The sequence below is a fragment of the Vibrio japonicus genome (assembly GCF_024582835.1).
Lineage (GTDB): Bacteria > Pseudomonadota > Gammaproteobacteria > Enterobacterales > Vibrionaceae > Vibrio > Vibrio japonicus.
Map to the genome: position 1 here is coordinate 913,905 of NZ_CP102096.1, position 23,317 is coordinate 937,221.

Annotated in this window: 21 protein-coding genes; 15 read left to right on the plus strand and 6 right to left on the minus strand. The window is 45.5% G+C overall.

What is annotated here, in order from left to right; all coding sequences use genetic code 11:
• Positions 1-29: 29 nt before the first annotated feature.
• Together miaE and NP165_RS04460 are read right to left on the minus strand one after the other, a co-directional pair.
• The gene (gene miaE / locus NP165_RS04455; RefSeq protein WP_257085114.1) at positions 30-800 is read right to left on the minus strand and encodes a tRNA isopentenyl-2-thiomethyl-A-37 hydroxylase MiaE; all 771 of its coding nucleotides are present in this window, start codon (positions 798-800) and stop codon (positions 30-32) included.
• 65 nt (positions 801-865) lie between these two features.
• A complete protein-coding gene (locus NP165_RS04460; RefSeq protein WP_257085115.1) occupies positions 866-1,630 on the minus strand; it encodes a DNA repair protein in 765 nt (254 codons plus the stop codon).
• Positions 1,631-1,929: 299 nt separating this feature from the next.
• Here NP165_RS04460 and cysB point away from each other — a divergent pair, with 299 nt between their 5' ends.
• The 5 genes from cysB (at position 1,930) to NP165_RS04485 (ending at position 7,092) form a co-directional block, all read left to right on the plus strand.
• Complete coding sequence (cysB, locus tag NP165_RS04465) at positions 1,930-2,904, plus strand: HTH-type transcriptional regulator CysB (protein WP_257085116.1); 975 nt, start codon at positions 1,930-1,932, stop codon at positions 2,902-2,904.
• 54 nt (positions 2,905-2,958) lie between these two features.
• The gene (locus tag NP165_RS04470; protein WP_257085117.1) at positions 2,959-4,152 is read left to right on the plus strand and encodes a methyltransferase; all 1,194 of its coding nucleotides are present in this window, start codon (positions 2,959-2,961) and stop codon (positions 4,150-4,152) included.
• Between the two features lie 170 nt (positions 4,153-4,322).
• A complete protein-coding gene (locus NP165_RS04475) occupies positions 4,323-5,288 on the plus strand; it encodes an ABC transporter substrate-binding protein (RefSeq protein WP_257085118.1) in 966 nt (321 codons plus the stop codon).
• A gap of 68 nt (positions 5,289-5,356) precedes the next feature.
• On the plus strand, positions 5,357-6,301 hold the full coding sequence (locus NP165_RS04480) for an ABC transporter permease (RefSeq protein ID WP_257085119.1): 945 nt from the start codon (positions 5,357-5,359) through the stop codon (positions 6,299-6,301).
• Positions 6,298-7,092 (plus strand): ABC transporter ATP-binding protein, encoded by a 795-nt coding sequence (locus NP165_RS04485; RefSeq protein ID WP_257085120.1) that lies wholly within the window; start codon positions 6,298-6,300, stop codon positions 7,090-7,092. Before NP165_RS04480 ends, NP165_RS04485 begins: the two co-directional genes overlap by 4 nt.
• An 89-nt stretch (positions 7,093-7,181) precedes the next feature.
• Here the strand turns inward: NP165_RS04485 and dusC are convergent, their stop codons facing one another.
• On the minus strand, positions 7,182-8,135 hold the full coding sequence (dusC, locus tag NP165_RS04490) for a tRNA dihydrouridine(16) synthase DusC (protein ID WP_257085121.1): 954 nt from the start codon (positions 8,133-8,135) through the stop codon (positions 7,182-7,184).
• Positions 8,136-8,311: 176 nt separating this feature from the next.
• Between dusC and NP165_RS04495 the strand changes: the two genes are divergently transcribed.
• The 4 genes from NP165_RS04495 (at position 8,312) to serS (ending at position 12,357) form a co-directional block, all read left to right on the plus strand.
• The gene (locus NP165_RS04495; protein ID WP_257085122.1) at positions 8,312-8,926 is read left to right on the plus strand and encodes an SEC-C metal-binding domain-containing protein; all 615 of its coding nucleotides are present in this window, start codon (positions 8,312-8,314) and stop codon (positions 8,924-8,926) included.
• 82 nt (positions 8,927-9,008) lie between these two features.
• A complete protein-coding gene (lolA, locus tag NP165_RS04500; RefSeq protein WP_257085123.1) occupies positions 9,009-9,605 on the plus strand; it encodes an outer membrane lipoprotein periplasmic chaperone LolA in 597 nt (198 codons plus the stop codon).
• A 2-nt stretch (positions 9,606-9,607) separates the two neighbouring features.
• Positions 9,608-10,954 (plus strand): replication-associated recombination protein A, encoded by a 1,347-nt coding sequence (locus NP165_RS04505; protein ID WP_257085124.1) that lies wholly within the window; start codon positions 9,608-9,610, stop codon positions 10,952-10,954.
• A 95-nt stretch (positions 10,955-11,049) separates the two neighbouring features.
• Positions 11,050-12,357 (plus strand): serine--tRNA ligase, encoded by a 1,308-nt coding sequence (serS, locus tag NP165_RS04510; RefSeq protein ID WP_257085125.1) that lies wholly within the window; start codon positions 11,050-11,052, stop codon positions 12,355-12,357.
• A 76-nt stretch (positions 12,358-12,433) separates the two neighbouring features.
• Here the strand turns inward: serS and ansA are convergent, their stop codons facing one another.
• Together ansA and sppA are read right to left on the minus strand one after the other, a co-directional pair.
• Entirely contained in the window at positions 12,434-13,450 is a 1,017-nt protein-coding gene (gene ansA / locus NP165_RS04515) for an asparaginase (protein WP_257085126.1), read from the minus strand.
• Positions 13,451-13,607: 157 nt separating this feature from the next.
• Positions 13,608-15,458: a signal peptide peptidase SppA gene (gene sppA, locus NP165_RS04520; RefSeq protein ID WP_257085127.1), complete on the minus strand. Its 1,851-nt coding sequence runs from the start codon at positions 15,456-15,458 to the stop codon at positions 13,608-13,610.
• Between the two features lie 215 nt (positions 15,459-15,673).
• Here sppA and NP165_RS04525 point away from each other — a divergent pair, with 215 nt between their 5' ends.
• Complete coding sequence (locus tag NP165_RS04525; RefSeq protein WP_257085128.1) at positions 15,674-17,677, plus strand: NADPH-dependent 2,4-dienoyl-CoA reductase; 2,004 nt, start codon at positions 15,674-15,676, stop codon at positions 17,675-17,677.
• Positions 17,678-17,764: 87 nt separating this feature from the next.
• Here the strand turns inward: NP165_RS04525 and purU are convergent, their stop codons facing one another.
• The gene (gene purU, locus NP165_RS04530; RefSeq protein WP_257085129.1) at positions 17,765-18,598 is read right to left on the minus strand and encodes a formyltetrahydrofolate deformylase; all 834 of its coding nucleotides are present in this window, start codon (positions 18,596-18,598) and stop codon (positions 17,765-17,767) included.
• Between the two features lie 277 nt (positions 18,599-18,875).
• Here purU and yoaA point away from each other — a divergent pair, with 277 nt between their 5' ends.
• Genes yoaA through NP165_RS04555 form a run of 5 tightly spaced genes read left to right on the plus strand, consistent with a single transcriptional unit; the run spans position 18,876 to position 23,290 of the window.
• Positions 18,876-20,804 carry a DNA repair helicase YoaA gene (yoaA, locus tag NP165_RS04535; protein WP_257085130.1) on the plus strand — a complete coding sequence of 643 codons (1,929 nt, stop codon included), beginning with the start codon at positions 18,876-18,878 and terminating at the stop codon, positions 20,802-20,804.
• A 13-nt stretch (positions 20,805-20,817) separates the two neighbouring features.
• The gene (tsaB, locus tag NP165_RS04540; protein WP_257085131.1) at positions 20,818-21,519 is read left to right on the plus strand and encodes a tRNA (adenosine(37)-N6)-threonylcarbamoyltransferase complex dimerization subunit type 1 TsaB; all 702 of its coding nucleotides are present in this window, start codon (positions 20,818-20,820) and stop codon (positions 21,517-21,519) included.
• 18 nt (positions 21,520-21,537) lie between these two features.
• Complete coding sequence (locus NP165_RS04545) at positions 21,538-21,840, plus strand: chromosome partitioning protein ParA (protein WP_257085132.1); 303 nt, start codon at positions 21,538-21,540, stop codon at positions 21,838-21,840.
• A 26-nt stretch (positions 21,841-21,866) separates the two neighbouring features.
• Entirely contained in the window at positions 21,867-22,436 is a 570-nt protein-coding gene (locus NP165_RS04550) for a Slp family lipoprotein (protein ID WP_257085133.1), read from the plus strand.
• Positions 22,433-23,290, plus strand: coding sequence for an alpha/beta fold hydrolase (locus tag NP165_RS04555; protein WP_257085134.1), 858 nt, complete (start codon positions 22,433-22,435; stop codon positions 23,288-23,290). The genes NP165_RS04550 and NP165_RS04555 overlap by 4 nt, the downstream gene beginning before the upstream one ends.
• Positions 23,291-23,317: the final 27 nt, after the last annotated feature.

Consider the following 23,317-nt stretch of genomic DNA (forward strand, 5'->3'; position numbering starts at 1 on the left):
TTTAGCTTTGCTTGTCAGAGATTAGTTCGCTAAGAAGGGACACCACTATGAAACTTAAAGTCGTCATCGGGCGATGAAATCAACTCGGCTTCTAATTTTCCAAAGTGATTGATTCGGTCAGAGATATCTTTACCCGCAATCTCTTCTGCCAAGCTAAGGTAATCTTGATAGTGACGCGCTTCAGAGCGAAGTAGTGACACATAAAATTTTGCAATGTCTTCATCCATATGGGGAGCGAGCTTAGCAAAACGTTCACACGAGCGAGCTTCGATGTATGCACCAATGATCAACTTGTCGATTAACGTTTGTGGTTCATGGGTGGCCATGTCAGACAATAATCCCTTAGCATAGCGACTCGCTTGCACTGGCTCATAAGCGATTCCACGGCTGTCCATGATCTCAAGAACCTGATAAAAATGGTGCAGCTCTTCTTTAATCAACAATACCATTTTATCAATCAAATCTTGGCTATAGGGTGAATTAGACTTCGCCATGATCGCTTTTGAAATATTGCTTTTACCTTTGAGCGTTTCTAAGTTACCCGTTTTACGGTAGGCAAAATCTTCATAGGGTTTGAACCAGTCAAGCAGGTTGTGAGCACTACTTTTATCAACCGCGTACTTACGAATCAGGTACATTGCCGATTGACCCGCCTTTAACTCACATAGCAAATGATCGATGAGAACAGTTTTAAGATTTTCTGGCTTTTTGGCTTCATCAACCCAGGTGTCTGGTGTTGGGCATTGCAGGAAGGCGTTGATGGGTTCCAACAGTGAATCGTAGGTTTTTAGGTCAATCATTGTGTCACTTTACAAATAGAAAAGGTCGCAAAAGCGACCTTTGACATTAAATTGTTGAGATTATATTACCATTTTTTCTTTTCACCAAAGATAACGTCCATATCGTCGCGACGCTCTTTCTGAGTGATTTGGTGCAACTCTTCCGCATTCCTATTCTGACGTTTTTGTTCGAGTTCATCATACATAGTCTGCAGCTTTTCCCGAGCTTGGTTTGAGTAATTGTCACTTTTCGTGCTGAGGGCATCAATCCCTTTCTTCAGTAACTGAATCGCAGTACCTGGTTGGCCTCGTACAATGGCATCATTAGCACGTTTAATCACATTTTCGATGTTGATACGAATTTGGATAGTTTCCAAACGTGCATTTTCAGTGACATAAGCCTGTGTTTCAAAACGGCCTTTATTGTGTTCACTTCGAATTGTATCACGCAGTCTTTTCACTAGCTTAAGCATCACGATTGCTTGTTTGTCGCTACTTGGCACTTTAAACGCTGCATTTTCGTTACCGTTATACGCTTCTTCGAGTTGCGAAATTTGTTGCTTAACGTTGTCGATGCGTTGAGCTAAATGCTTGTTTTTCGGATCCAAGTCGAGCATGTTTTGGAGCGCATCAAGGATACGTGTGTTCAAACATACCAATAAATCTTTACTATAAGGCAGGTGGTGAGCATGGCCGATGAGTTCCTCCGTTGCATCAATGATTTGAATGTAACGTGAAGATTCCTGCTTTTTTGCCGCTTCTACTTTGACTTTATATTGCAGCATAACGTTATAGCCAAGAACCAAGACCAGCAAGATGGCAACTAAAGCTATGATAAGACCAATATTCATAAATTCCGTATCTTATGTTTTTTTGATGGCTAGCGGTCAAGGATACACGATACTGCTAACTCTCTACACTCATTTTCGCATTATGGCTTACTACACATTATTTCTTAATGAAAATTGTCAATTGGCTAGTGATAATGAGTAATTGATTGCAAAACAGCCTATTAGGATGACTGAATTACCAGTTTAATCACGCTAATTATCTATAGGACTACCAATTTCCATGTAGAGGCATTATAACTAAATATTATAAAATATGATTTTACGCGCGAGATGTGTCGAGAAGGGAGTGCGGGTTCGGAATGAAATTACAGCAATTGAAGTATATTGTTGAAGTCGTTAATCACAACTTGAACGTATCAGCCACCGCTGAAAGCCTGTACACCTCTCAACCAGGGATAAGTAAACAGGTTCGTTTGCTCGAAGATGAATTAGGCATTCAAATTTTTGAGCGCAGTGGCAAGCACTTGACGCAAGTAACCAGTGCTGGCGAAGAGATCATTCGTATATCTCAAGAGATTCTAGGGCGTGTAGAAGGCATAAAAGCAGTCGCGGGCGAATATACACACCCAGACATGGGAACACTCAATTTATCGACCACGCACACTCAAGCAAGATACGCGCTCCCAGAAGTGATTAAAGGGTTTACCGCTCGCTATCCAAAAGTATCCTTGCATATGTATCAAGGGACACCTGCACAGATGTCCGAAGCCGTGGCGAAAGGTGTCGCAAACTTTGCCATAGCGACAGAGGCGTTGCACTTGTACCAAGACGCCATCATGCTGCCGTGTTACCACTGGAATCGTTCATTAGTGGTTCCCAAATCACATCCTTTAGCTCAGAAAGAGCACGTGACGATCCAAGATCTCGCTTCATTCCCTCTGGTTACATATGTTATTGGTACTTCGGGCCACTCTGAACTGGATACCGCTTTTCATAAGCGCGGTTTAACACCTCGTGTTGTCTTTACAGCAACCGATGCAGACGTCATAAAAACTTATGTGCGTATGGGATTAGGGGTTGGTGTTATCGCTAGCATGGCAATAGATGTTGAGCAAGATATGGACCTCGTCGCGATTAATGCCAGCCATATATTTGGTGTGAGTACGACGAGCATTGGTTTCCGCCGTGGTACCTTCTTAAGGTCTTACATGTATGACTTTATCGAACGTTTTGCACCACACCTTACACGTCCTGTTGTTGAGCAAGCACTGTCGCTTAAATCTAACGCGGAAATAGAAGCGATGTTTAAAGATATTGAGTTGCCTGTTCGCTAAACCCTATTCATTGCTGTCACTTCCCTCTAAAATACGCCCGCACTAGGGGGAAGCATGCAACAGCGATTTAAAACACTCGATACACTTCTACAGTCTCATCAAGCACTTTGGCGCTTTGAGCCATTTTTTCAAAGCCTCAATGCTCAGCTTCCGTGGGCAGAGCAACACCCAGAGCTTTGTGAATGGTTGAATTCTTTGACCCCTGAGCAGATTGAATTCTATAAAGCTGACACATTTACGCTGGTGGATAAGGTGTCTCGATATCTTCCGGATATTCAATCTCTTCCCTCATTGACGACTCTTGAGCGTACGCCGTTATCGGGTATTGAACTGGAACGCGGGATTGATGCCGGTATTCCTGGGCGAAAACTGACGCAAATTGTCTCGATGGGAGAGGCGGCATTGGCTCATCATAAGGGAGTCGAGTGGTTGGAGTGGTGTGCAGGGAAAGGCTTTTTGGGGCGAATCTTGGCGAGTCAAAGTCAGCAAAAAGTGACGAGCTTTGAGTATCAACCGTCGCTATGTGAGTCAGGGCAAGCTGACGCCAATAGGCAAGGGTTGCCAATGATGTTTGTAGAAGGAGATGCTCTCGTAGACGAAGCGGAAAGGGTGTTCAATTCTCGACAACATGCGGTTGCACTCCATGCCTGTGGTGATCTGCATGTTTCTTTGATCAAAAAAGGGGTAAAGCACAAGCTTCCCGCAATGACCATTTCACCTTGTTGCTACCATTTAACTCAGTCGCAGAACTATGAAGCCCTCTCTCTATTGGGGAAGGCATCCACTCTTGCGTTGACTAAATCGGAACTCAGGATTCCCCTGCAAGAAACGGTGACAGGTGGTGAGCGTGTCAAAAGGCACCGCTTTGAAGAGATGAGTTTTCGCCTTGGGCTTGATTTGCTGCTGCGTGAAGAATGCGGTTTTGAACATTATGAACCCGTACCTAGCATTAAAAAATCAATGCTATCTGAAGGCTTTAACGCTTTTTGCCGATGGGCTGAAGAGCAAAAACAGTTGACGTTGCCTGACGTTGATTTTAACCATTATCTTGCTTTGGGAGAAAAGCGCTACTGGCATATGGAGCGTATGAGCCTGGTACAGCAAGTATTTAGACGAGGTCTAGAGTTTTGGTTGGTTTTGGATAAAGCGATGTACCTTGAACAAGAGGGCTATAAAGTGAGCATAGAAGAGTTTTGTGCTAAATCCATAACGCCGCGTAACATATTGATCCAGGCTATGAAACTTTAGAAAATCGCAATCCGGCTTAATGTTTAAATCTTGTTAAATCCTGCTTCCCTTTCTGGCGACTTATTGGTAATAATGATTGTTATGCACACTAGATGTGCACATTTAATAATAATCTCATAAATAATTTCGCACACGACATCACAACATATTGCTGAATTCAAGGAGCTAAGATGAAAGCAGGAAAAGTTATTGCGACCGCAGTGTTAGCAGGGGCTGCGCTTCTCTCTTCAACAAGCATTATGGCGAAAACCGCCAAAGTAGCCGTTTCTCAGATTGTTGAACACCCAGCGTTAGACGCGACGCGTCAAGGTCTTATCGACGGCCTGAAAGCCAGAGGATATGAGCAAGGGAAAAACCTCGATTTTGACTACAAAACCGCGCAGGGTAACCCAGCGATTGCCGTTCAGATCGCACGCCAGTATGTAGGTGAACAACCAGATGTATTGGTTGGTATCGCAACGCCAACAGCACAAGCTTTGGTGTCAGCAACACGCTCAATTCCGGTCGTTTTTACTGCGGTTACTGATCCAGTAGGCGCGAAACTGGTTAAGCAACTCGAGCAGCCTGGTCAGAATGTGACAGGTCTTTCTGATCTTTCTCCGGTAAGCCAGCACGTTGATCTAATTAAAGAAATTATCCCAAACGTTAAAGCAATTGGTGTCGTCTTCAACCCAGGTGAAGCGAATGCAGTTGCGCTCATTGATTTACTTAAAGAGAGTGCAAAAGCTAAAGGGATCGAAATTGTTGAGGCAACCGCGCTAAAAAGTGCAGATGTTCAATCAGCAACTCAGGCAATCGCAGAAAAGTCTGATGTGATTTATGCGCCAACTGATAACACTGTTGCTAGTGCGATCGAAGGTATGATCGTTGCGGCAAATCAAGCAAAAACGCCTGTAATGGCTGGTGCTACTTCGTATGTTGAAAAAGGTGCGATTGCAGGTCTAGGGTTTGACTACTACCAAGTTGGCGTTCAAACCGCAGACTACGTAGCAGCGATTCTTGAAGGCAGTGAGCCAGGAAAACTGGATGTTAAAGTTGCCAAAGGCTCCGATCTTGTTGTCAACAAAGCTGCGGCTGAAAAGCTTGGTATCACCATTCCAGATTCTGTACTTGCTCGCGCAACCAGCGTGAAGTAACGCCTCTGACAAGGAGGACACAGGCCGTGTTCTCCTTTCTTTAGTCTTTAGCAGAAAAGGGAGTTTGTATGTCTGCTTTTGCATTTTTTGGGGCACTGGAGATTGGGTTGTTATATGGCTTAGTCGCTCTGGGTGTCTACCTTACGTTTCGTGTTCTCGACTTTCCTGACTTAAGTGTTGATGGCAGTTTCCCAATGGGTGCTGCGGTTGCCGCGACGGCCATTGTTGCAGGGATTAACCCTTGGGTGGCTACAGGAATGGCGATTATTGCAGGCGCAATGACAGGTTGGGTCACCGCATTTTTAGCCGTTCGCTGCGGCATCCTTCACTTGTTAGCGTCGATCTTAACCATGATCGCGGCCTTCTCAATCAATATCCGTATTATGGGACGACCAAATGTCGCTTTGTTGGGTGAAGAAACAATCTTAACGCCATTTGAAACCATCGGTGATCCAATGCTAATGCGACCGCTTGTGGTTGGTGTCTTGGTTCTTATTTCCGCATGGTTTGTCGTTCGTTTACTCAACAGTGATTTTGGCTTGGGTCTACGAGCAACGGGTGTCAACGCACGTATGGTCAAAGCGCAAGGTGCAAGCACCGCGTTTTACACTTACTTCGGTTTGGCGCTGTCTAATGGCTTTGTGGGTTTTGCTGGTGCGTTGTTTGCTCAGACAAACAGTTTTGCGGATGTCACATCGGGTGTCGGCACAATTGTTGTGGGTTTAGCCGCAGTGATTTTGGGACAAACGTTGATTCCGGGCAGAAAAATCTGGGTTGCGGTGATCGCGGTTGTGCTTGGTTCCGTGCTTTACCGACTTGCAGTGGCATTTGCGCTTAGCTCCGGCATGTTTGGTTTACAAGCCTCTGACTTAAACCTAGTGACAGCGGTATTAGTTGCGATTGCGCTGATTGCACCGAAATTAAAAGGGAACTGGAAAGCAAAAAAGGCTAATGCGCCTGCAAAGGGACAGCAGGCGGTAGACGGAAGTAAGAACTCAGGAGATGTTGCATGATTCGGCTGGAAAATATTCAAGTTACCTTTAATCCGGGCACTATTCTTGAGAACAAAGCACTTAGAGGCGTTTCCCTTGAAGTGCCAGAGCATCAATTTTTAACCGTTATCGGTTCCAACGGCGCGGGTAAATCAACCTTGCTGGGGGCGGTAACAGGTGAAACCCCTATGGTCGGTGGGAAAGTCATCATTGATGAGCAAGATGTGACACGGCAGAGTGTCGATCAGCGAGCTAAGCAGTGTGCACGCGTCTTCCAAGATCCGTTAGCGGGTACTTGTGGCGAGCTGACGATTGAAGAGAATATGGCACTGGCTTATATGCGTGGCAAAAAGCGCGGCTGGAACTTATCGCTATCGTCTAAGCGGAGAAAGTTGTTCCAAGAGCGAATAAGCATTCTTGGACTAGGACTCGAAGACAGACTCGGCGATAGTATTGGCTTGCTATCTGGTGGGCAGAGACAAGCAGTAAGTCTAGTAATGGCGACATTGTCTGATAGTAAATTATTGCTACTAGATGAGCACACCGCTGCTCTTGATCCTAGAATGGCCGCGTTCATCATCGATTTGACCAAAAAGATTGTGCAAGAGTTTAACCTGACTGTGATGATGGTGACTCACTCAATGAAAGATGCGCTTGCTTGCGGGGATCGAACAGTGATGCTCCACCAGGGAGAAATTGTCCTGGATGTAGCCGGTGATCAGAGAGCCAATATGCAAGTCGCTGACTTGTTAGAAATGTTCTCTAAAGTCAGAGGTGAAGAATTGGCCGATGATAGCTTGCTTCTAAACTAACGAGTTCCGGCTTTATTAAAAACAGCAAGCCCATCATGTTGGATAATGATGGGCTTTTTTTATTGAACGATTCAGCGCTTAGGCAATCTCTACGCTGCCGCCAGTTGTCTTTGATATTCCGTAATATGCTCAACAATGGGCTCAGCTTTGTTGAATGTACGTATCTCACGAAATAGAGATGCCGCTTCCGGGTACTCTTGGCGCAGGTATGAAAACCACTGTTTAACGCGGTTTGGATAGTAAAGACCTTTGTCGCCCTTCATTTCGTATTGAGAGTAAACCAGTAGCAACTTAACAACTTCCGACCATGGCATTGCAGTGTGATTGTGTTTAACGACATTGCCTAAGTTAGGGACGTTAAATGCGCCACGGCACACCATTAGTGAATCAACACCCGTTGTTTCAATACAAGCTTGGCCATCTTCGTAATTCCAAATCTCGCCATTAGCAATCAAAGGGATAGAGAAACGCTGGCGAATCTGACCAATATAATCCCACTTAATTTCACTCGCTTTATAGCCGCCAGTTTTGGTTCGTGCGTGAACAGTGAGTTCATTGGCCTTCGCTTGTTGAACCGCATCCACGATTTCAAAACAATCTTCTGGGTTATCCCAGCCAAGTCGGATTTTCGCGGTCACAGGAATATGGCTAGGAACAGCATCTCGACAGGCTTTAACAACACGATGTATTAGCTCCGGGTGTTGGAGAAGTGCCGCACCGCCTTTGCTCTTGTTAACCAGTTTTGCCGGACATCCAAAGTTCAGATCAATGCCTTTCGCGCCGAGCTCGGCGGCTTTAATCGCATTTTCAGCCATCCAGTGTGGGTCTTGCCCCAACAGCTGAATATGGACAGGAACACCAGACTTGGTTTTTGAACCTTGAAGTAGTTCTGGGCAAAGACGGTGAAAAACGTGATCGGGGAGAAGCTGATCGACTACACGAACAAATTCCGTGACACACAAGTCATAGTCATTGATATCGGTTAGGATCTCACGCATCAAATGGTCTAATACGCCCTCCATTGGGCCAAGAACTACTCGCATATAAAAAACGCCTTCATTTAGGGAGGCGTGATTTTAGTGTGAACGAACGGAAAAGTCACTTCGATAAGAAAACGAGCGTGAATCTTTTCGTTAATAACACATTAAGTCCATAAGTGACCCGCAGCCTGACATAGGGTTATAATGGTTCGTTAATCTTGAATCACTAGAAGTAAATAATGAAGTATCAACTACTGACACTGCCTGAGTCATACTGTGAAGAGTCGCCATATTTTGTGGAGGGCTTAACACTAGCAGCGAACATGACGACTAAACCACTTGCCCCTGAAAGCTGGTTGGCAACTGTATTTGCTGAACATACTAATGAAGTAAGGAAGCCAGTCGAAGAGCACATCACGCATCAGTATCAAATGCTAAAGCGTAACGAATACTCTCTTATTGATCTTCTGGAACCGCAAAACAAATTCGAACAACTCGCGGATGTTGCTGAAGGGTTTATGACGCTATGGCCGACAATAGAAGAGCAATGGCATGATGTTCAAATCGGTGATGGCACGTTGCGAATGATGCAGGCAATGCTCACCTCGTTTATGCTTGCGATTGATGAAGAAGAGACGCAAGCACAGATGAGAGCATCTGGGATTGAGACGCCTCCAGCATTGTCAGATTTTATTGACCAGCTTGATCTTATGATCACAGAGGTCGCGCAAGCTGCGGATGAAGCGTTAAGTGGCGCAAAATCGCAAAGTGTGAATCCGTTTAAAGGTATTGGCCGAAACGATGAATGCCCATGTGGTAGTGGTAAAAAATTCAAGCAGTGTTGTGGAAAATAGAACAAAGTTAACTTTATTCGGTCAAACTTATTCATAATAGAAGCTATAAACGCCTTACCTGCGTCTAAAAAGGATATCAAGAATGAAAAAACTAGCCGCGTTGCTACTGATGAGTTGTTCCGTTATGGCCGCTCCAAAAGATGAACTGAACCAGCGTTTACAACAGACCGAAGGTTTTAGTGCGGACTTTACTCAACAAGTAACCAGTCCTGATGGCGACGTTGTGATGGAAGGAGAGGGGGAAGTTGAAATCTCTCGCCCAAGCCTGTTCCGTTGGACAACGACAACACCTGATGAAAACATCCTTGTGTCTGATGGCAAAACACTGTGGTACTACAGCCCGTTCATTGAGCAGGTGAGTATCTATTGGCAAGAGCAAGCGACGGAACAGACACCGTTTATTCTGCTGACACGTAACCGAAAGAGTGACTGGGACAACTACAGAGTTTCTCAGAAGGGTGACGTTTTTACTCTGATACCGACCGCGGTAGATTCAAATCAAGGAACATTTGAGTTAGAAATCGACAAAAAAGGGGCAGTAAAAGGGTTTAGTGTTATCGAACAAGACGGTCAAAATAGCACGTTTACGTTCAATAACATCAACCTGAGCAAGCCGAAAGCAGATCGTTTTACCTTTGCTATTCCTAAAGGTGTAGAGGTAGACGACCAAAGGAATTAATAGTGAGTAATTACTCGTTAGATTTTTCAGGGGACGAAGATTTTCGTCCCCTTGCTGCAAAAATGCGTCCGCAAAACTTGGAACAGTACATTGGGCAGCAACATATTCTTGGTCCTGGTAAGCCATTAAGAAGAGCGCTAGAGGCGGGCCACATCCACTCTATGATTCTATGGGGACCACCTGGAACCGGTAAAACGACGCTCGCGGAAGTGGCTGCCAATTACGCGAATGCGGAAGTAGAACGCGTATCTGCGGTGACCTCCGGTGTGAAAGAGATTCGTGCGGCGATTGAGAAAGCGCGCGAAAACAAAATGGCAGGCCGACGTACCATCTTGTTTGTGGATGAGGTGCACCGATTTAACAAATCTCAGCAGGACGCATTTTTACCTCACATAGAAGATGGAACGGTGACCTTTATCGGGGCTACCACTGAAAACCCCTCGTTCGAGCTGAATAACGCACTCTTATCTCGTGCGCGAGTCTACAAGCTGACGTCTCTCGCTACGCAAGATATCAGACAAGCACTCGAACAAGCGATTGCTGACCCTGAAAGAGGCTTGGGTAAGGTAACAGCAAATTTTGTCGACAACGTGTTAGACAGGCTTTCAGAGTTGGTCAATGGCGATGCGCGAATGTCACTCAACTACCTTGAGTTGCTGTACGATATGGCGCAAGAAAACGAGCAGGGTGAAAAGCACATTACGCTTCAACTTCTCGCTGAAGTCGCGGGTGAAAAAGTCTCTCGTTTCGACAATAAAGGGGATATTTGGTACGACTTAATCTCTGCAGTCCATAAGTCGATTCGAGGTTCGAACCCAGACGCCGCATTATACTGGGCTGCGCGTATGATAACAGCAGGCTGTGACCCACTGTATATTGCGCGTCGTTTATTGGCGATTGCTTCTGAAGATGTAGGTAACGCTGACCCACGTGCAATGCAAGTGGCTTTATCCGCTTGGGATTGTTTTACCCGCGTTGGCCCAGCAGAAGGGGAGCGCGCCATAGCTCAAGCGATCGTGTATTTGGCGTGTGCGCCCAAAAGTAACGCAGTGTATACGGCTTGGAAGCAAGCATTAAGCGATGCTCATAATCAGCCAGAGTATGAAGTACCGCCGCATTTGCGAAACGCGCCAACGAGTTTAATGAAAGATTTAGGCTATGGCGCAGAGTATCGATATGCCCATGATGAGCCCGGAGCATACGCTGCGGGTGAAAGGTATCTCCCTCCAGAAATGAGCAATACGCGCTACTATTATCCGACTAATCGTGGCTTAGAAACAAAAATTGGCGAAAAGTTAGATTACTTGGCTAGTTTGGATGCAAAAAGCCCACAAAAGCGCTATGAATAAAGGCCTTTTTTGGATACATTTATTTGGTAAATTTTTTAAGCGTGTGAGCATGATGTTCATGCGCCACTTCACAACTAAAAAGCATAGGATTAACAATGCTGGATTCTAAATTACTTCGTACAGAGCTGGATGATACAGCTGCAAAACTGGCACGTCGCGGCTTTAAGCTAGACGTCGAGACAATCCGTAACCTTGAAGAACAACGTAAGTCCATTCAAGTAGAAGTTGAGAATTTACAATCCACGCGTAACTCCATCTCCAAGCAAATCGGCCAGAAAATGGCGGCTGGTGATAAAGAAGGTGCTGAAGAGATCAAGAAGCAAATCGGTACACTTGGTAGCGATCTTGAAGCGAAAAAAGTAGAACTTGATGCGGTAATGGCAAAACTTGAAGACATTACGCTTTCAGTACCTAACCTGCCAGACGATGAAGTACCAGACGGTAAAGACGAAAATGACAACGTAGAGATTTCTCGTTGGGGTGAGCCGAAAACTTACGACTTTGAGCTTAAAGATCACGTAGATTTAGGTGAAATGGGCGACGGTCTGGACTTTGCTAGCGCGACGAAAATCACTGGTGCACGTTTTATCGTAATGAAAGGTCAATTTGCGCGCTTACACCGTGCCATTGCTCAATTCATGTTGGATCTTCACACAGAAGAGCATGGCTACACTGAAATGTACGTGCCTTACCTAGTGAATGCTGACAGCTTATTTGGTACTGGCCAGCTACCTAAGTTTGGTAAAGATCTTTTCCACACTGAGCCACTAGCAGAAAAAGTAAACGATGAAGAACCACGTAAACTGTCACTGATCCCGACAGCAGAAGTTCCAGTAACAAACATGGTTCGTGACACGATTTCTGACGAAGCTGATCTACCGCTTAAGATGACTGCGCACACGCCATGTTTCCGTTCAGAAGCCGGTTCTTACGGTCGTGATACTCGTGGTTTGATTCGTATGCACCAATTCGACAAAGTTGAGCTTGTGCAAATCACTAAGCCAGAAGATTCAATGAACGCACTAGAAGAGCTAACAGGCCATGCTGAGAAAGTTCTACAGCTTCTAGAGCTTCCTTACCGTAAAGTGGTTCTATGTACTGGTGACATGGGCTTCGGTGCTCGTAAGACTTACGACCTTGAAGTTTGGGTTCCAGCGCAAGAAACATACCGTGAGATCTCATCTTGTTCGAACATGTGGGACTTCCAAGCACGCCGTATGCAGGCGCGTTTCCGTCGTAAAGGCGAGAAGAAACCTGAGCTTGTGCACACGTTAAATGGTTCTGGTTTGGCTGTAGGTCGTACTATGGTTGCGATTCTTGAGAACAACCAAGAAGCTGACGGCCGTATCGCAATCCCAGCAGTACTGCAGAAGTACATGGGCGGTGCGACTCACATCGGTTAATCGAAAGATTAATTCACAAGAAAGGCGACTCAGTTGAGTCGCCTTTTTCTTTTAAGCTCATAGGGTAGGAATGAGCTTAGATACTCATTTCGCCACGTAGGACTTGCTGCATTTTAACTTTGACTTGCTCGTAGCTTAAGCCCTGACTCAGCAAGTAGTGCAACTTAGCCAGTGCCGCTTCTGGGGTCATGTCGTAGCCGCTGATAACGCCTGCTTCCGCCAAAGCACAACCTGTCGCATAGCCACCCATGTTCACTTTGCCTGCTAGACACTGCGTTAGGTTTACAACAATCACGCCACGCTCTGAAGCATCTTTTAGGTGCGCCAACAGTTCTGGGTTTTGTGGGGCATTACCCACGCCGAAAGTGAGAAGAATCATCGCATTGACCGGTTGAAGCAATGTATTACGGATTACTTCATGAGAAATTCCCGGGTACATGGTGATAACACCAATTGGCTGAGGTGTGATGTCATGGACTTTAAACTCGCCTTCTGGTTTTTCATCTACACGCACATCACTACTGAGCTGGATATTAATACCTGCTTCTAGTAACGGAGGAAGGTTAGGCGAAGTGAATGCATTAAAGCCGTCTGCATGGGATTTAGTACTGCGGTTACCGCGCATCAGCTTATTATTGAAGAACAAGGTGACTTCATTGATAGGGTAGTTTGCCGCAATGTGCAGAGCATTCAACAAGTTAGCCTGACCGTCAGAGCGAAGTTCAGCCAGCGGAATCTGCGAGCCGGTAACGATGACGGGTTTGCCTAGATTTTCAAGCATGAACGACAAAGCAGAGGCAGTGTATGCCATGGTGTCAGTCCCGTGAAGGATAACAAAACCATCATAGTTGTCGTAGTTATCACGAATGTCGTCCGCGATTTGTTGCCAGTCTTTAGGCGACATATCTGATGAATCGATCAGCGGAGCGTATTCATGGATGGTGAACTCAGGCATTTCCGGACGATGGAATTCTGGCATGCTCGCCAGTTGTTTTTCCATGAAGCCTGCGACGGGAACATAGCCATGATCGTTCGACTTCTGCATACCAATGGTGCCGCCAGTGTAAGCGATATAAATGTGTTTTCTTGCCATTGCTTGGAAACCAATCATTGTAGGGGGAACAGGATGGAAGATTATATAACAATCCTTGCTAATAAAAAGGGGCATCCCACACTGGAACGCCCCTAATTACACGGTGACTAGAGTAAAGCTCTATTCACTCGTTTGCGGTGTAATATGACTTACTCGCTTACTCAACCAGACAATTTAAACAGAACGCATATTGCCCCTTTGGATCATTGAAGCTTTGTAGAAGGTCAGCATCGGCGCTGATCTTGTTTACAATCGGCTGCATTGATGGAGGCAGCATTGCTGTAACATCGATATTCAGCGACACTTTCACTTGATTCATTAGCTCATAGATAAACTGTTGCGCTGGGGAAAGCGGCTCTTCCACCCAGTGAATATTGTAGTTTTTCAAATTCGCTAACTCTGCTGCTATTTTCACCGCGTCATCAAAATCACCAATGGTGTCTACAAGGCCATGTTCCATTGCATCTTGACCTGTCCACACACGTCCCTGAGCAACTTTGTCCAACTGCTCAACCGGAATGTCACGGTTTGTACTGACTAGGTTTGTAAAGCGTTTATAGCCATGCTCGATACCAAGCTGGAATGCTTCAGAAGCGCCTTCAGTAAGACCAGTGGTTAAACCAACACCAGAGAATGGGGAGGTGCCGACACCATCGGTGTAAACCCCCAGCTTGTTTAATCCTTTCTCGAAAGTAGTAATAACACTAAAGATACCAATCGATCCCGTTAGCGTTGTTGGCTGAGCAATAATGCGATCTGCACTCATCGAAATCCAATAACCACCAGACGCTGCCAAGCTAGACATGGAAGCAACCACTGGCTTACCTGCTGCTTTTAGGGCTTCAATCTCATTGCGGATAACTTCTGAAGCAAAGGCGCTGCCTCCTGGGCTATCGACACGTAAAACAACCGCTTTCACTTTGTTGTCGTTACGAGCTTGACGCAGCAAAGCCGCCACTGTGTCGCCACCCACTGTACCGCGTGGGTGAGAACCATCCATAATAGCGCCACTTGCGACAACAACGCCCACGTCGTCAGCCGCGTAATCAAAGCTAGGGGCCATGGTGTGTTGATAGCTGTAGTAGTCAATGTGGTTATAGCTGTCATCACCGTTACTGCCGAATATTTCTGTTAGCTCAGCTCTGACTTGCTGGCGTGTAGCCAAGCTGTCGACAAGTCCAATGTTCTTGGAAAGAGCAGCCAAATCGCCATTATTTTTCTTCAGCAGTTCTAGGAACTCATCCATATCTGGCGTCAGTGAATCAGGCTTAATTTGGCGATTGGAAGCGATATCATCAACGTATGCCCCCCAAAGCTGGCCTAACCAACGAGATGCCGACTCTTTCGCTTCACTCGACATATCATCTCGAATAAACGGTTCGATGGCTGATTTGTAGGTGCCTACTCTGAATACATGCGTATTAACGTTGAGCTTTTCTAGGAACGTTTTGTAATAAAGTGAGTACGCGCTGTAGCCTTTTAGCATCACCGCACCATCAGGCGCTAGGTAGACTTTGTCTGCGTAGCTTGCAAGGTAGTACTGGCTTTGGTTGTAAAAATCACCAGCGGCATAAATCGGTTTACCAGAGGTTTTGAATTCATTCAATGCCTTGGCGATATAGCGCAGTTTGGTTAGGTTGGTTTCAGGCAAGTCGTTCAAAGCCAAAACCAAGCCAGTGATTTTATCGTCATCTTTTGCGTAACGAATGGTATCAACCACATCGAACAAGACGTTTTCTCTTGGAAGATCTTTCCCTAAAAGTGAGCCAGTAAAAGAATCCATAGGATTGACATATCTTGGCTGCTCTACCAGTGGACCAGATAAGTTAAGAATAAGTGCGGATGCTTTCTCTACTTTGGGAGCTGTGGGTTCTGCATGGAAGTAGATAAAATAAATAACCGCAATACTTACCAGAAAAAGAAGGTTTGCTAGGGCAAGTCGAGTAAAGGTGATCAGTTTCCAGATCCCTTTAAAGAACATCCCTATAAACTTGAATATTGTTTTCATTTAATCTCCGCTGCGCTGATGGCAGTTTAAGGCTTAGCCGTTGTAAGACCTTATAAATTCAGAAAAGTTACATTACTTACATCCTACTTAAACAAGTATAAGCGCACAACTGGAAGATTGATCGGTGTTACAGAAATGTAAACGCTTGTTTGATTTTTTTTACAAACGCTTTTATCGTGGTCAGACCATAAAAACAAATGGAAGTGATGTCTGCTATGTACCCAAATTTACTAAAGCCGCTGGATCTAGGATTTACGCAGATTAAAAACCGAGTCTTGATGGGCTCGATGCATACAGGACTTGAAGAACATAAAGAGGGCCTTGGAAAGCTTGCCGCATTTTATGCAGAACGTGCAAAAGGAGGGGTTGGCCTGATTGTCACGGGTGGTTTTTCGCCAAATCTCCGTGGTCGACTGCATCCATTTAGCGCTGAGTTTAGTAAACCGAAACACGCTAAAGCCCACAAAGTTGTGACGGAGGCCGTTCATCAACATGGTGGGAAAATCGCGCTCCAATTGCTGCATGCTGGCCGTTATGCAATGCACCCTTTTTCTCAGAGCGCATCATCCATAAAAGCACCGATTTCCCGTTTCGCGCCTAGTGAAATGAGCACTCGCCAAATTAAAAATACAATTGATGCTTTTGCAAATAGCGCGGTTTTAGCGCATCAAGCTGGGTACGATGGCGTTGAAGTGATGGGCTCAGAGGGATACTTGCTCAATCAGTTCATTTGTAAGCGAACAAATACGCGCTATGACGAATGGGGCGGCAGCTACGAAAATCGCATCCGCTTCCCTTTAGAAATCGTTAAGGCAATTCGCCAATCTGTAGGTGAAGAGTTCATTATCATCTTCCGTTTATCTATGTTGGATCTCGTCGAAGAAGGCAGTACTTTTGACGAAGTGGTTCAGCTAGCGAAAGAGTTAGAAAACGCAGGTGTGACTATTATCAATACCGGTATTGGCTGGCACGAAGCGCGCATACCAACCATTGCAACACAAGTTCCTCGTGGTGCATTTACTTGGGTAACGGAGAAAGTGCGCCCACATGTGAATGTTCCAATCGTGACCTGTAACAGAATCAATACGCCAGAAGAAGCAGAACGAATTTTAGCGAGTGATCAGGCAGATATGGTGTCAATGGCACGTCCATTCCTTGCTGACCCTGAATTTGTTATCAAAGCAGAAAAACAACAGTCGCATTTGATCAATACTTGTATCGGCTGTAATCAGGCTTGTCTCGATAATGTCTTTAAAGGTAAGCGAGCGAGCTGTCTGGTCAACCCACTTGCTTGTCGCGAAGACGAACTCAAGATTATTCCGACAGACGCACCTAAGAATATTGCTGTGGTCGGAGCGGGCCCAGCGGGTTTGGCTTGTGCGACGACTTTAGCACAGCGTGGACACCAAGTTGACTTGTTCGAACGCAATGATCGAATCGGTGGTCAGTTCCGTTTGGCGATGCAAATCCCTGGTAAAGAAGAGTTCCGTGAAACCATCCGATACTTTGCCAATCAAATTGATGAGACAGGTGTGAAGCTTCACCTTGAAACAGAAGCTAATTTTGATCTACTTACAGAGTACGATGAAGTGGTGATGGCCTCTGGCGTAGAACCACGCAAAGTCGCGATTGAAGGGATTGATAACCCTGAAAAAGTGGTAGACTATCAAACGCTTATCCGTGATAAGACTTATGTCGGAAACAAAGTGGCGATTGTGGGCGCTGGTGGTATTGGTGTCGATGTGGCGACCATGCTGACGGAACCTGCTGGGCAGAGCCTTGACGACTGGCTGCATGAGTGGGGCATCGATAAAGAAATCAGTTATCCGGGTGGTCTCTATCCTTACCCAGATTCTTTGAGCGATAAGACGGTGTGGGTACTGCAACGCCGTGATGGGCGCGTAGGTAAAGGGCCAGGAAAAACCACAGGCTGGATTCATAAGCGTACGCTTGAAAAACGCGGTGTACATTTAATGGGTGGTGTGAGCTACGAGAAAATTGATGACCAAGGCTTACATATTTCCGTTGATGGCAAAGAGCAGTTACTGGATGCCGACAAGGTTGTCATTTGTGCCGGACAAGAATCGGTTCACCCATTTGAAGATAAGTGGCAACTGCTTGAAGGGAAACTGCATGTCATAGGTGGGGCAGACTTTGCCGGTGAACTGGACGCCGTAAGAGCAATCCGACAAGGGGTTGAACTGGCGGCTAAGCTTTAGTTTCAGCTTAGGAAAAGACCTCCATTTCGGAGGTCTTTTTGTATGGGTTTCTTATGTCCGAGCAGGGCAGCTCAACTCACTTCATAACTACAAGATCACGGTTTTATTGCCATAAACAAAAACATGATCGTTGAGCACTTTATTCAACGCTTTACTCAGCACATTTTTCTCGACATCTCGGCCTGCTTGCGCCATATCTTGTGCGTTGAAAGAGTGGTCGACAGGGATAACGTCTTGTTTGATGATCGGTCCTTCGTCGAGATCATTGGTAACAAAGTGCGCGGTTGCGCCAATGATTTTAACACCGCGCTCATAGGCTTGCTGATAGGGCTTTGCGCCAATGAATGCAGGTAAAAAGCTGTGGTGGATATTAATGATTTTGTGGTGATACTTTTCTACGAATGACGGTGTTAATACACGCATGTATTTCGCTAATACTAAAAAATCAGCGTCGTATTGGTCGATCACTTCAAGCATCTTCTGCTCATGTTCCTCACGGTTTAGACCTTCATGGGAAACATGGTGATAAGGAATATCGAACTTTTCCGTTAAGTTTTGCAAAGTGTCGTAGTTACCAACAACGGCTGCGATCTCTACATCAAGGCTACCATCATAATTTTTCATCAGAATATCACCAATACAGTGAGCTTCTTTAGTCACTAAGATGACAATACGTTTACGACTAGAACTGATCAGTTTGTACTTAGCGTTTTCAGGCAGTGCGTGATTAAGATCAGCGAGAAATGTCTCGTCATTAAAGTAACCTTCCAGCTCGGTTCGCATGAAAAAATGGCCACTTGTATTATCAACAAATTCGTTGTTATGAATGATATTTAACTGGTGCTTGTAACAAATGTTTGTAATTTTAGAAATAAGTCCAGGAGCGTCAGTGCAGTGCGTGAGTAGCGTTTTCTTTTCCATTGATATAAATACTTCCGTGAGTGATTTTTTGTTGTGCTTTATGTAGATTTTTGCAGGACTTCGAGCGGAGAAACTTCCTGAATCTTAAAAGTAACAATTAAACTAATATGGATGCAGTTTCAACCAATAATCGCTATACGGACTTTTTATTTTTCGCTTTCTGAGCAGAGGTGCATCAGTGAGATCTCCCTATTAATGAGTATTCTTAATTCGCACGCCGCGCTCAAAACTGCCATAATCCCCAGTCCCAGATTTGTAGATGCTATAGATTCTTTTGATGATCTCTAAAACCTTCTCTCCTGATGGTGCGCTCGGTAAAGTGATACCGGGTTTTCAACCTCGCCAAGCACAGCTGGATATGGCCGAGGCCGTCTCCAACGCAATAAAACAAGATGCTCAGCTTGTGGTCGAGGCTGGAACAGGAACGGGTAAAACTTTCGCCTATTTGGTTCCTGCTCTTCTAAGTGGGAAGAAAATCATCATCAGTACAGGTTCCAAAAACCTTCAGGAGCAGCTGTTCCACCGCGACTTACCTTTAATGACAAGTGCACTCGGCTTTTATGGTCAAGTAGCGCTGCTAAAGGGGCGAGCAAACTATTTGTGCTTAGATAGATTGAGTCGGCAGATGGTGGAAAGTCACACTAACAATGCTGACCCTACATTATTGAGCCAGTTGGTCAAAGTGCGTTCTTGGGCGAGTGAAACGAAAACCGGCGATTTAGGGGACTGCGATGCGATTGCGGAAGATAGTCTGGTTATCCCAACGATTACCTCTACCAACGATAATTGCTTAGGCAAAGAATGCCCGAGTTATCAAGATTGCTTCGTTCTGAAAGCGCGTAAAAAAGCGATGGACGCCGATCTGGTTGTCGTTAACCACCACCTGTTTCTTGCCGACTTAGCGATCAAAGAAACCGGCTTTGGTGAGCTTATCCCTGAAGCGGATGTGTTTATTTTTGATGAAGCGCACCAGCTACCCGATATTGCAAGTCAGTATTTCGGTCAGTCGCTTTCTAGCCGTCAGATCCAAGAGTTATCCAAAGACATTGAGATTGGCTATCGCACAGAAGCAAAAGACATGCGTCAGTTGCAGAAGGTGGGTGAAAAGCTGCTCCAATCTGCCATGGATTTAAGAATTACCTTAGGAGAGCCCGGCTTTCGTGGTAACTGGCGAGAAGCCATTAAATCGCCGTCCATTGCACGTGAACTTGAACGCTTGCAAGAAGCGCTAGAGTTCGCCTTAGAAGTACTCAAACTGGCACTTGGACGTAGCCAGTTGCTCGATAGTGCGTTTGAGCGAGCAAATACGATACAAGCGCGATTGAAGCGAGTGTGTGATGTGTCGATTACAGGGTATTCGTATTGGTACGATACTACGCCTCGCCATTTTAGCTTGCACATTACACCGCTCTCAGTGGCGGATAAGTTTCATGAACAGATCGAGATGAAGCAAGGCGCTTGGATCTTTACCTCCGCGACGTTGGCGGTGAATGGTGACTTTGGTCACTTTACCTCGCGGTTAGGTTTGAATCCGGTAAAGCAGTTTTCTCTCCCAAGCCCTTTTGACTATCAAAACCAAGCGCGACTGTGTGTTCCTCGTTATTTGCCTGAACCCAATAGTCCGGGGCTGGCGGATAAACTTGTGCGAATGTTGTCGCCTCTGATTGAGAAAAACCAAGGTCGCTGTTTCTTCTTGTGTACGTCCCACAGCATGATGCGAGAATTAGGAGAGCGTTTTCGAGAGACGCTTTCGGTTCCGGTTCTTCTTCAAGGGGAAACCAGCAAGCAAAAGACACTGGCAGAGTTTATGGAGTTAGGCAATGCGTTACTTGTTGCCACTGGCGCGTTTTGGGAAGGGATAGATGTTAGAGGTGATGCACTTAGCTGTGTTATTATCGACAAATTGCCATTTACCGCACCCGATGACCCATTACTGAAAGCGCGTATCGAAGATTGCCAACTCAAAGGTGGCGACCCGTTCGCTCAAGTTCAGATCCCTGACGCAGTGATTACACTTAAACAGGGAGTCGGGCGGTTAATTAGAGACAAGAAAGACAAAGGTGCGCTGATTATTTGCGATAATCGTTTAGTAACGCGTGAGTACGGAGGCGTATTTCTCGCAAGCTTACCACCGATTCCCCGCACTCGGGATTTGAGTGTCGTGGAAGACTTTCTTGGACAAATTTTAGAAACAACCAACGAATAATTTAGAGATTTCAATGAGCGCAAAGATTCTTGCCCTAGATACTGCTACAGAAAACTGTTCAGTGGCTCTTTTAGTTGATGAAAAAGTGTATGTTCGCAGCGAAGTAGCACCAAGAGACCATACGAAAAAAATTCTACCTATGGTAGATGAAGTGTTAAAAGAAGCTGGGCTTGCACTGACTGATCTGGATGCCTTGGCATTCGGTCGCGGTCCGGGTAGCTTTACAGGTGTACGTATTGGTATTGGCATTGCGCAAGGTTTGGCATTTGGTGCCGACTTACCAATGATTGGGGTATCCACCTTAGAAGCGATGGCTCAAGGCTGTTTCCGTCTGAATAAAGCGGAGCATGTCGCCTGTGCTATTGACGCACGCATGAGTGAAGTTTACTGGGGACGTTTTGTACGCCAGCAAGATGGTACATGGTTGCAATTCGATGAAGAGCAAGTGGTGCGGCCAGCTCTGTTGGCTGAAAATAGTCAAACAGACGAACATGTATGGGCGACAGCAGGTACAGGTTGGGATGCATACAGTGAAGAGTTGTCAGGTTTGAAATTCAAGCGTGAAAGCAGTGATGTTCTTTTTCCTGATGCTGAAGATATTGTCCATATAGCAAAATTTGAGCTGGAGAAGGGAAACACGGTTGACGTTGAAGACGCAAGTCCTACCTATTTACGCGATACCGTAGCTTGGAAAAAACTTCCTGGGCGCGAATAATTGATATAGACGGATAGCATGGTTTCAATTAATGGATTACCTCCTTCGGTCACAGGTCCCAACCGGGCTAACAAGACCAATAAAAAGAAGGACGTAAATAAAACGGAACACAACACCTCGGTTGGTCAGCCTTCAAAGGTGGCGAATGCCGTGGCTCACACTATCCGTCATGTCAACGAATCGGATATTCACAAAGCTCAGATCCAATATGACCTCCCTGAGGGAAAGGGACGCAAAGCGATGGAAGAGTATATGGATGTCATGAATCGTTCGAAACGAGATGAACTCTCAATGATGCTAGGTGTCGATATTTATATATAGAACCTTTGGTTAGAACTGGTGACGTTATGAACATACACTCTTCGTTATCTCACATCCTGTCTCATGTCATCGTAATTGGCACGGCGCTTTTACTCAGTGCGTGCGGCTCTCTTCCTGAAAATCTTAAAACCGACAATACCAATGTCGTCACCGATTACTCTCAATGGCGAGCATCCCGATCAACGAACAATGAAGTTCGCTTAGGTGGGGTGATTGCCAGTGTCTCTAATCTAGAGCAAACGACGCGAGTCGAGATCGTGAATTTGCCTATCGGTTCGACAGGTAAGCCAGATATTGATAAAGAACCACAAGGTCGTTTTATCGCGTATATCAAAGGATTCGTCGATCCTGTTATGTTGTCTCAAGGGCGCTTGATAACATTGCTGGGTCGAAGTGATGAAATGGAAATGGGTCAAGTCGGTGACTTCAATTACGAATTCCCGGTTATGAATGTGACAGGCTACCATTTGTGGCGTATCGAAGAAAAAGTCATTCTTCATGATATAGATAACCATTTTTATTCGTGCCGAAGCCTCTATTGCCGAGATCTTCGATTTGGTACCCGTCAGGGTAAAGTGATTCAGGAAGTAAAATGACGTTGATGAATAAACGCTACATACTGGATGATGGATTTATTGAATCCGTTGAGTATGGAGACAGTAAAACGGCCGAACTCTCGGTCGTTTTTTTACATGGTTGGCTGGATAATGCCGCTAGTTTCTTTAGCGTCATGGAGGGCATGCATAAACAAGCTCCGCATATTCATCTCTGTGCTATTGATTTACCCGGCCACGGGCACTCAAGCCACAAAAGCTTCGATAACTTCTACCCATTTCACGACTATATTGATGATATTTACCAGTTTTTGATTAACTTGTCGCCAAACAGGGTGGTGTTAGTAGGGCATTCACTTGGTGCTTTGGTTGCAAGTTGCTATAGTGCCGCCTTTCCTGAACAAGTCAGTGGGTTAGTTCAGATAGAAGGTTACGGGCCTTTGGCTGAAGAAGGCAGCGAAACGGTTTCTCGGTTAAGAGAAGGCGTACTCAGCCGCCAAAGAATTCGTAGAAAACCGACTCGAGCATTTGCATCGATTCAAGATGCAGTAGAGAGACGCGCAAAGGTAAACCATATTTTACCTGAGCTGATAGCACCCATCGTGACACGCGGCTTAATTGAACGTGAGTCGCAGTGGTTTTGGCGACACGATGTCAAGTTGCAGAGCCAGTCTCTTTATCGAATGTCGTTGGAACATGCACAATCCATTCGCCAACACATTACCTGCCCTCAGGTGGTTGTGTTAGGTGATCAAGGCTTTCCGCATTTGCATCGCTTTCAGCAAGATGCCTCCGAAACCATTCAATTTGAATGGGTTGATGGTGGGCATCATTGTCACCTTCAATCTCCTAATAGAGTAATTAACCTAATTTTTGGCTTGGTTAACAAAATTTAAACAAGTGTTTGGGTCTTTCGTGCTCGA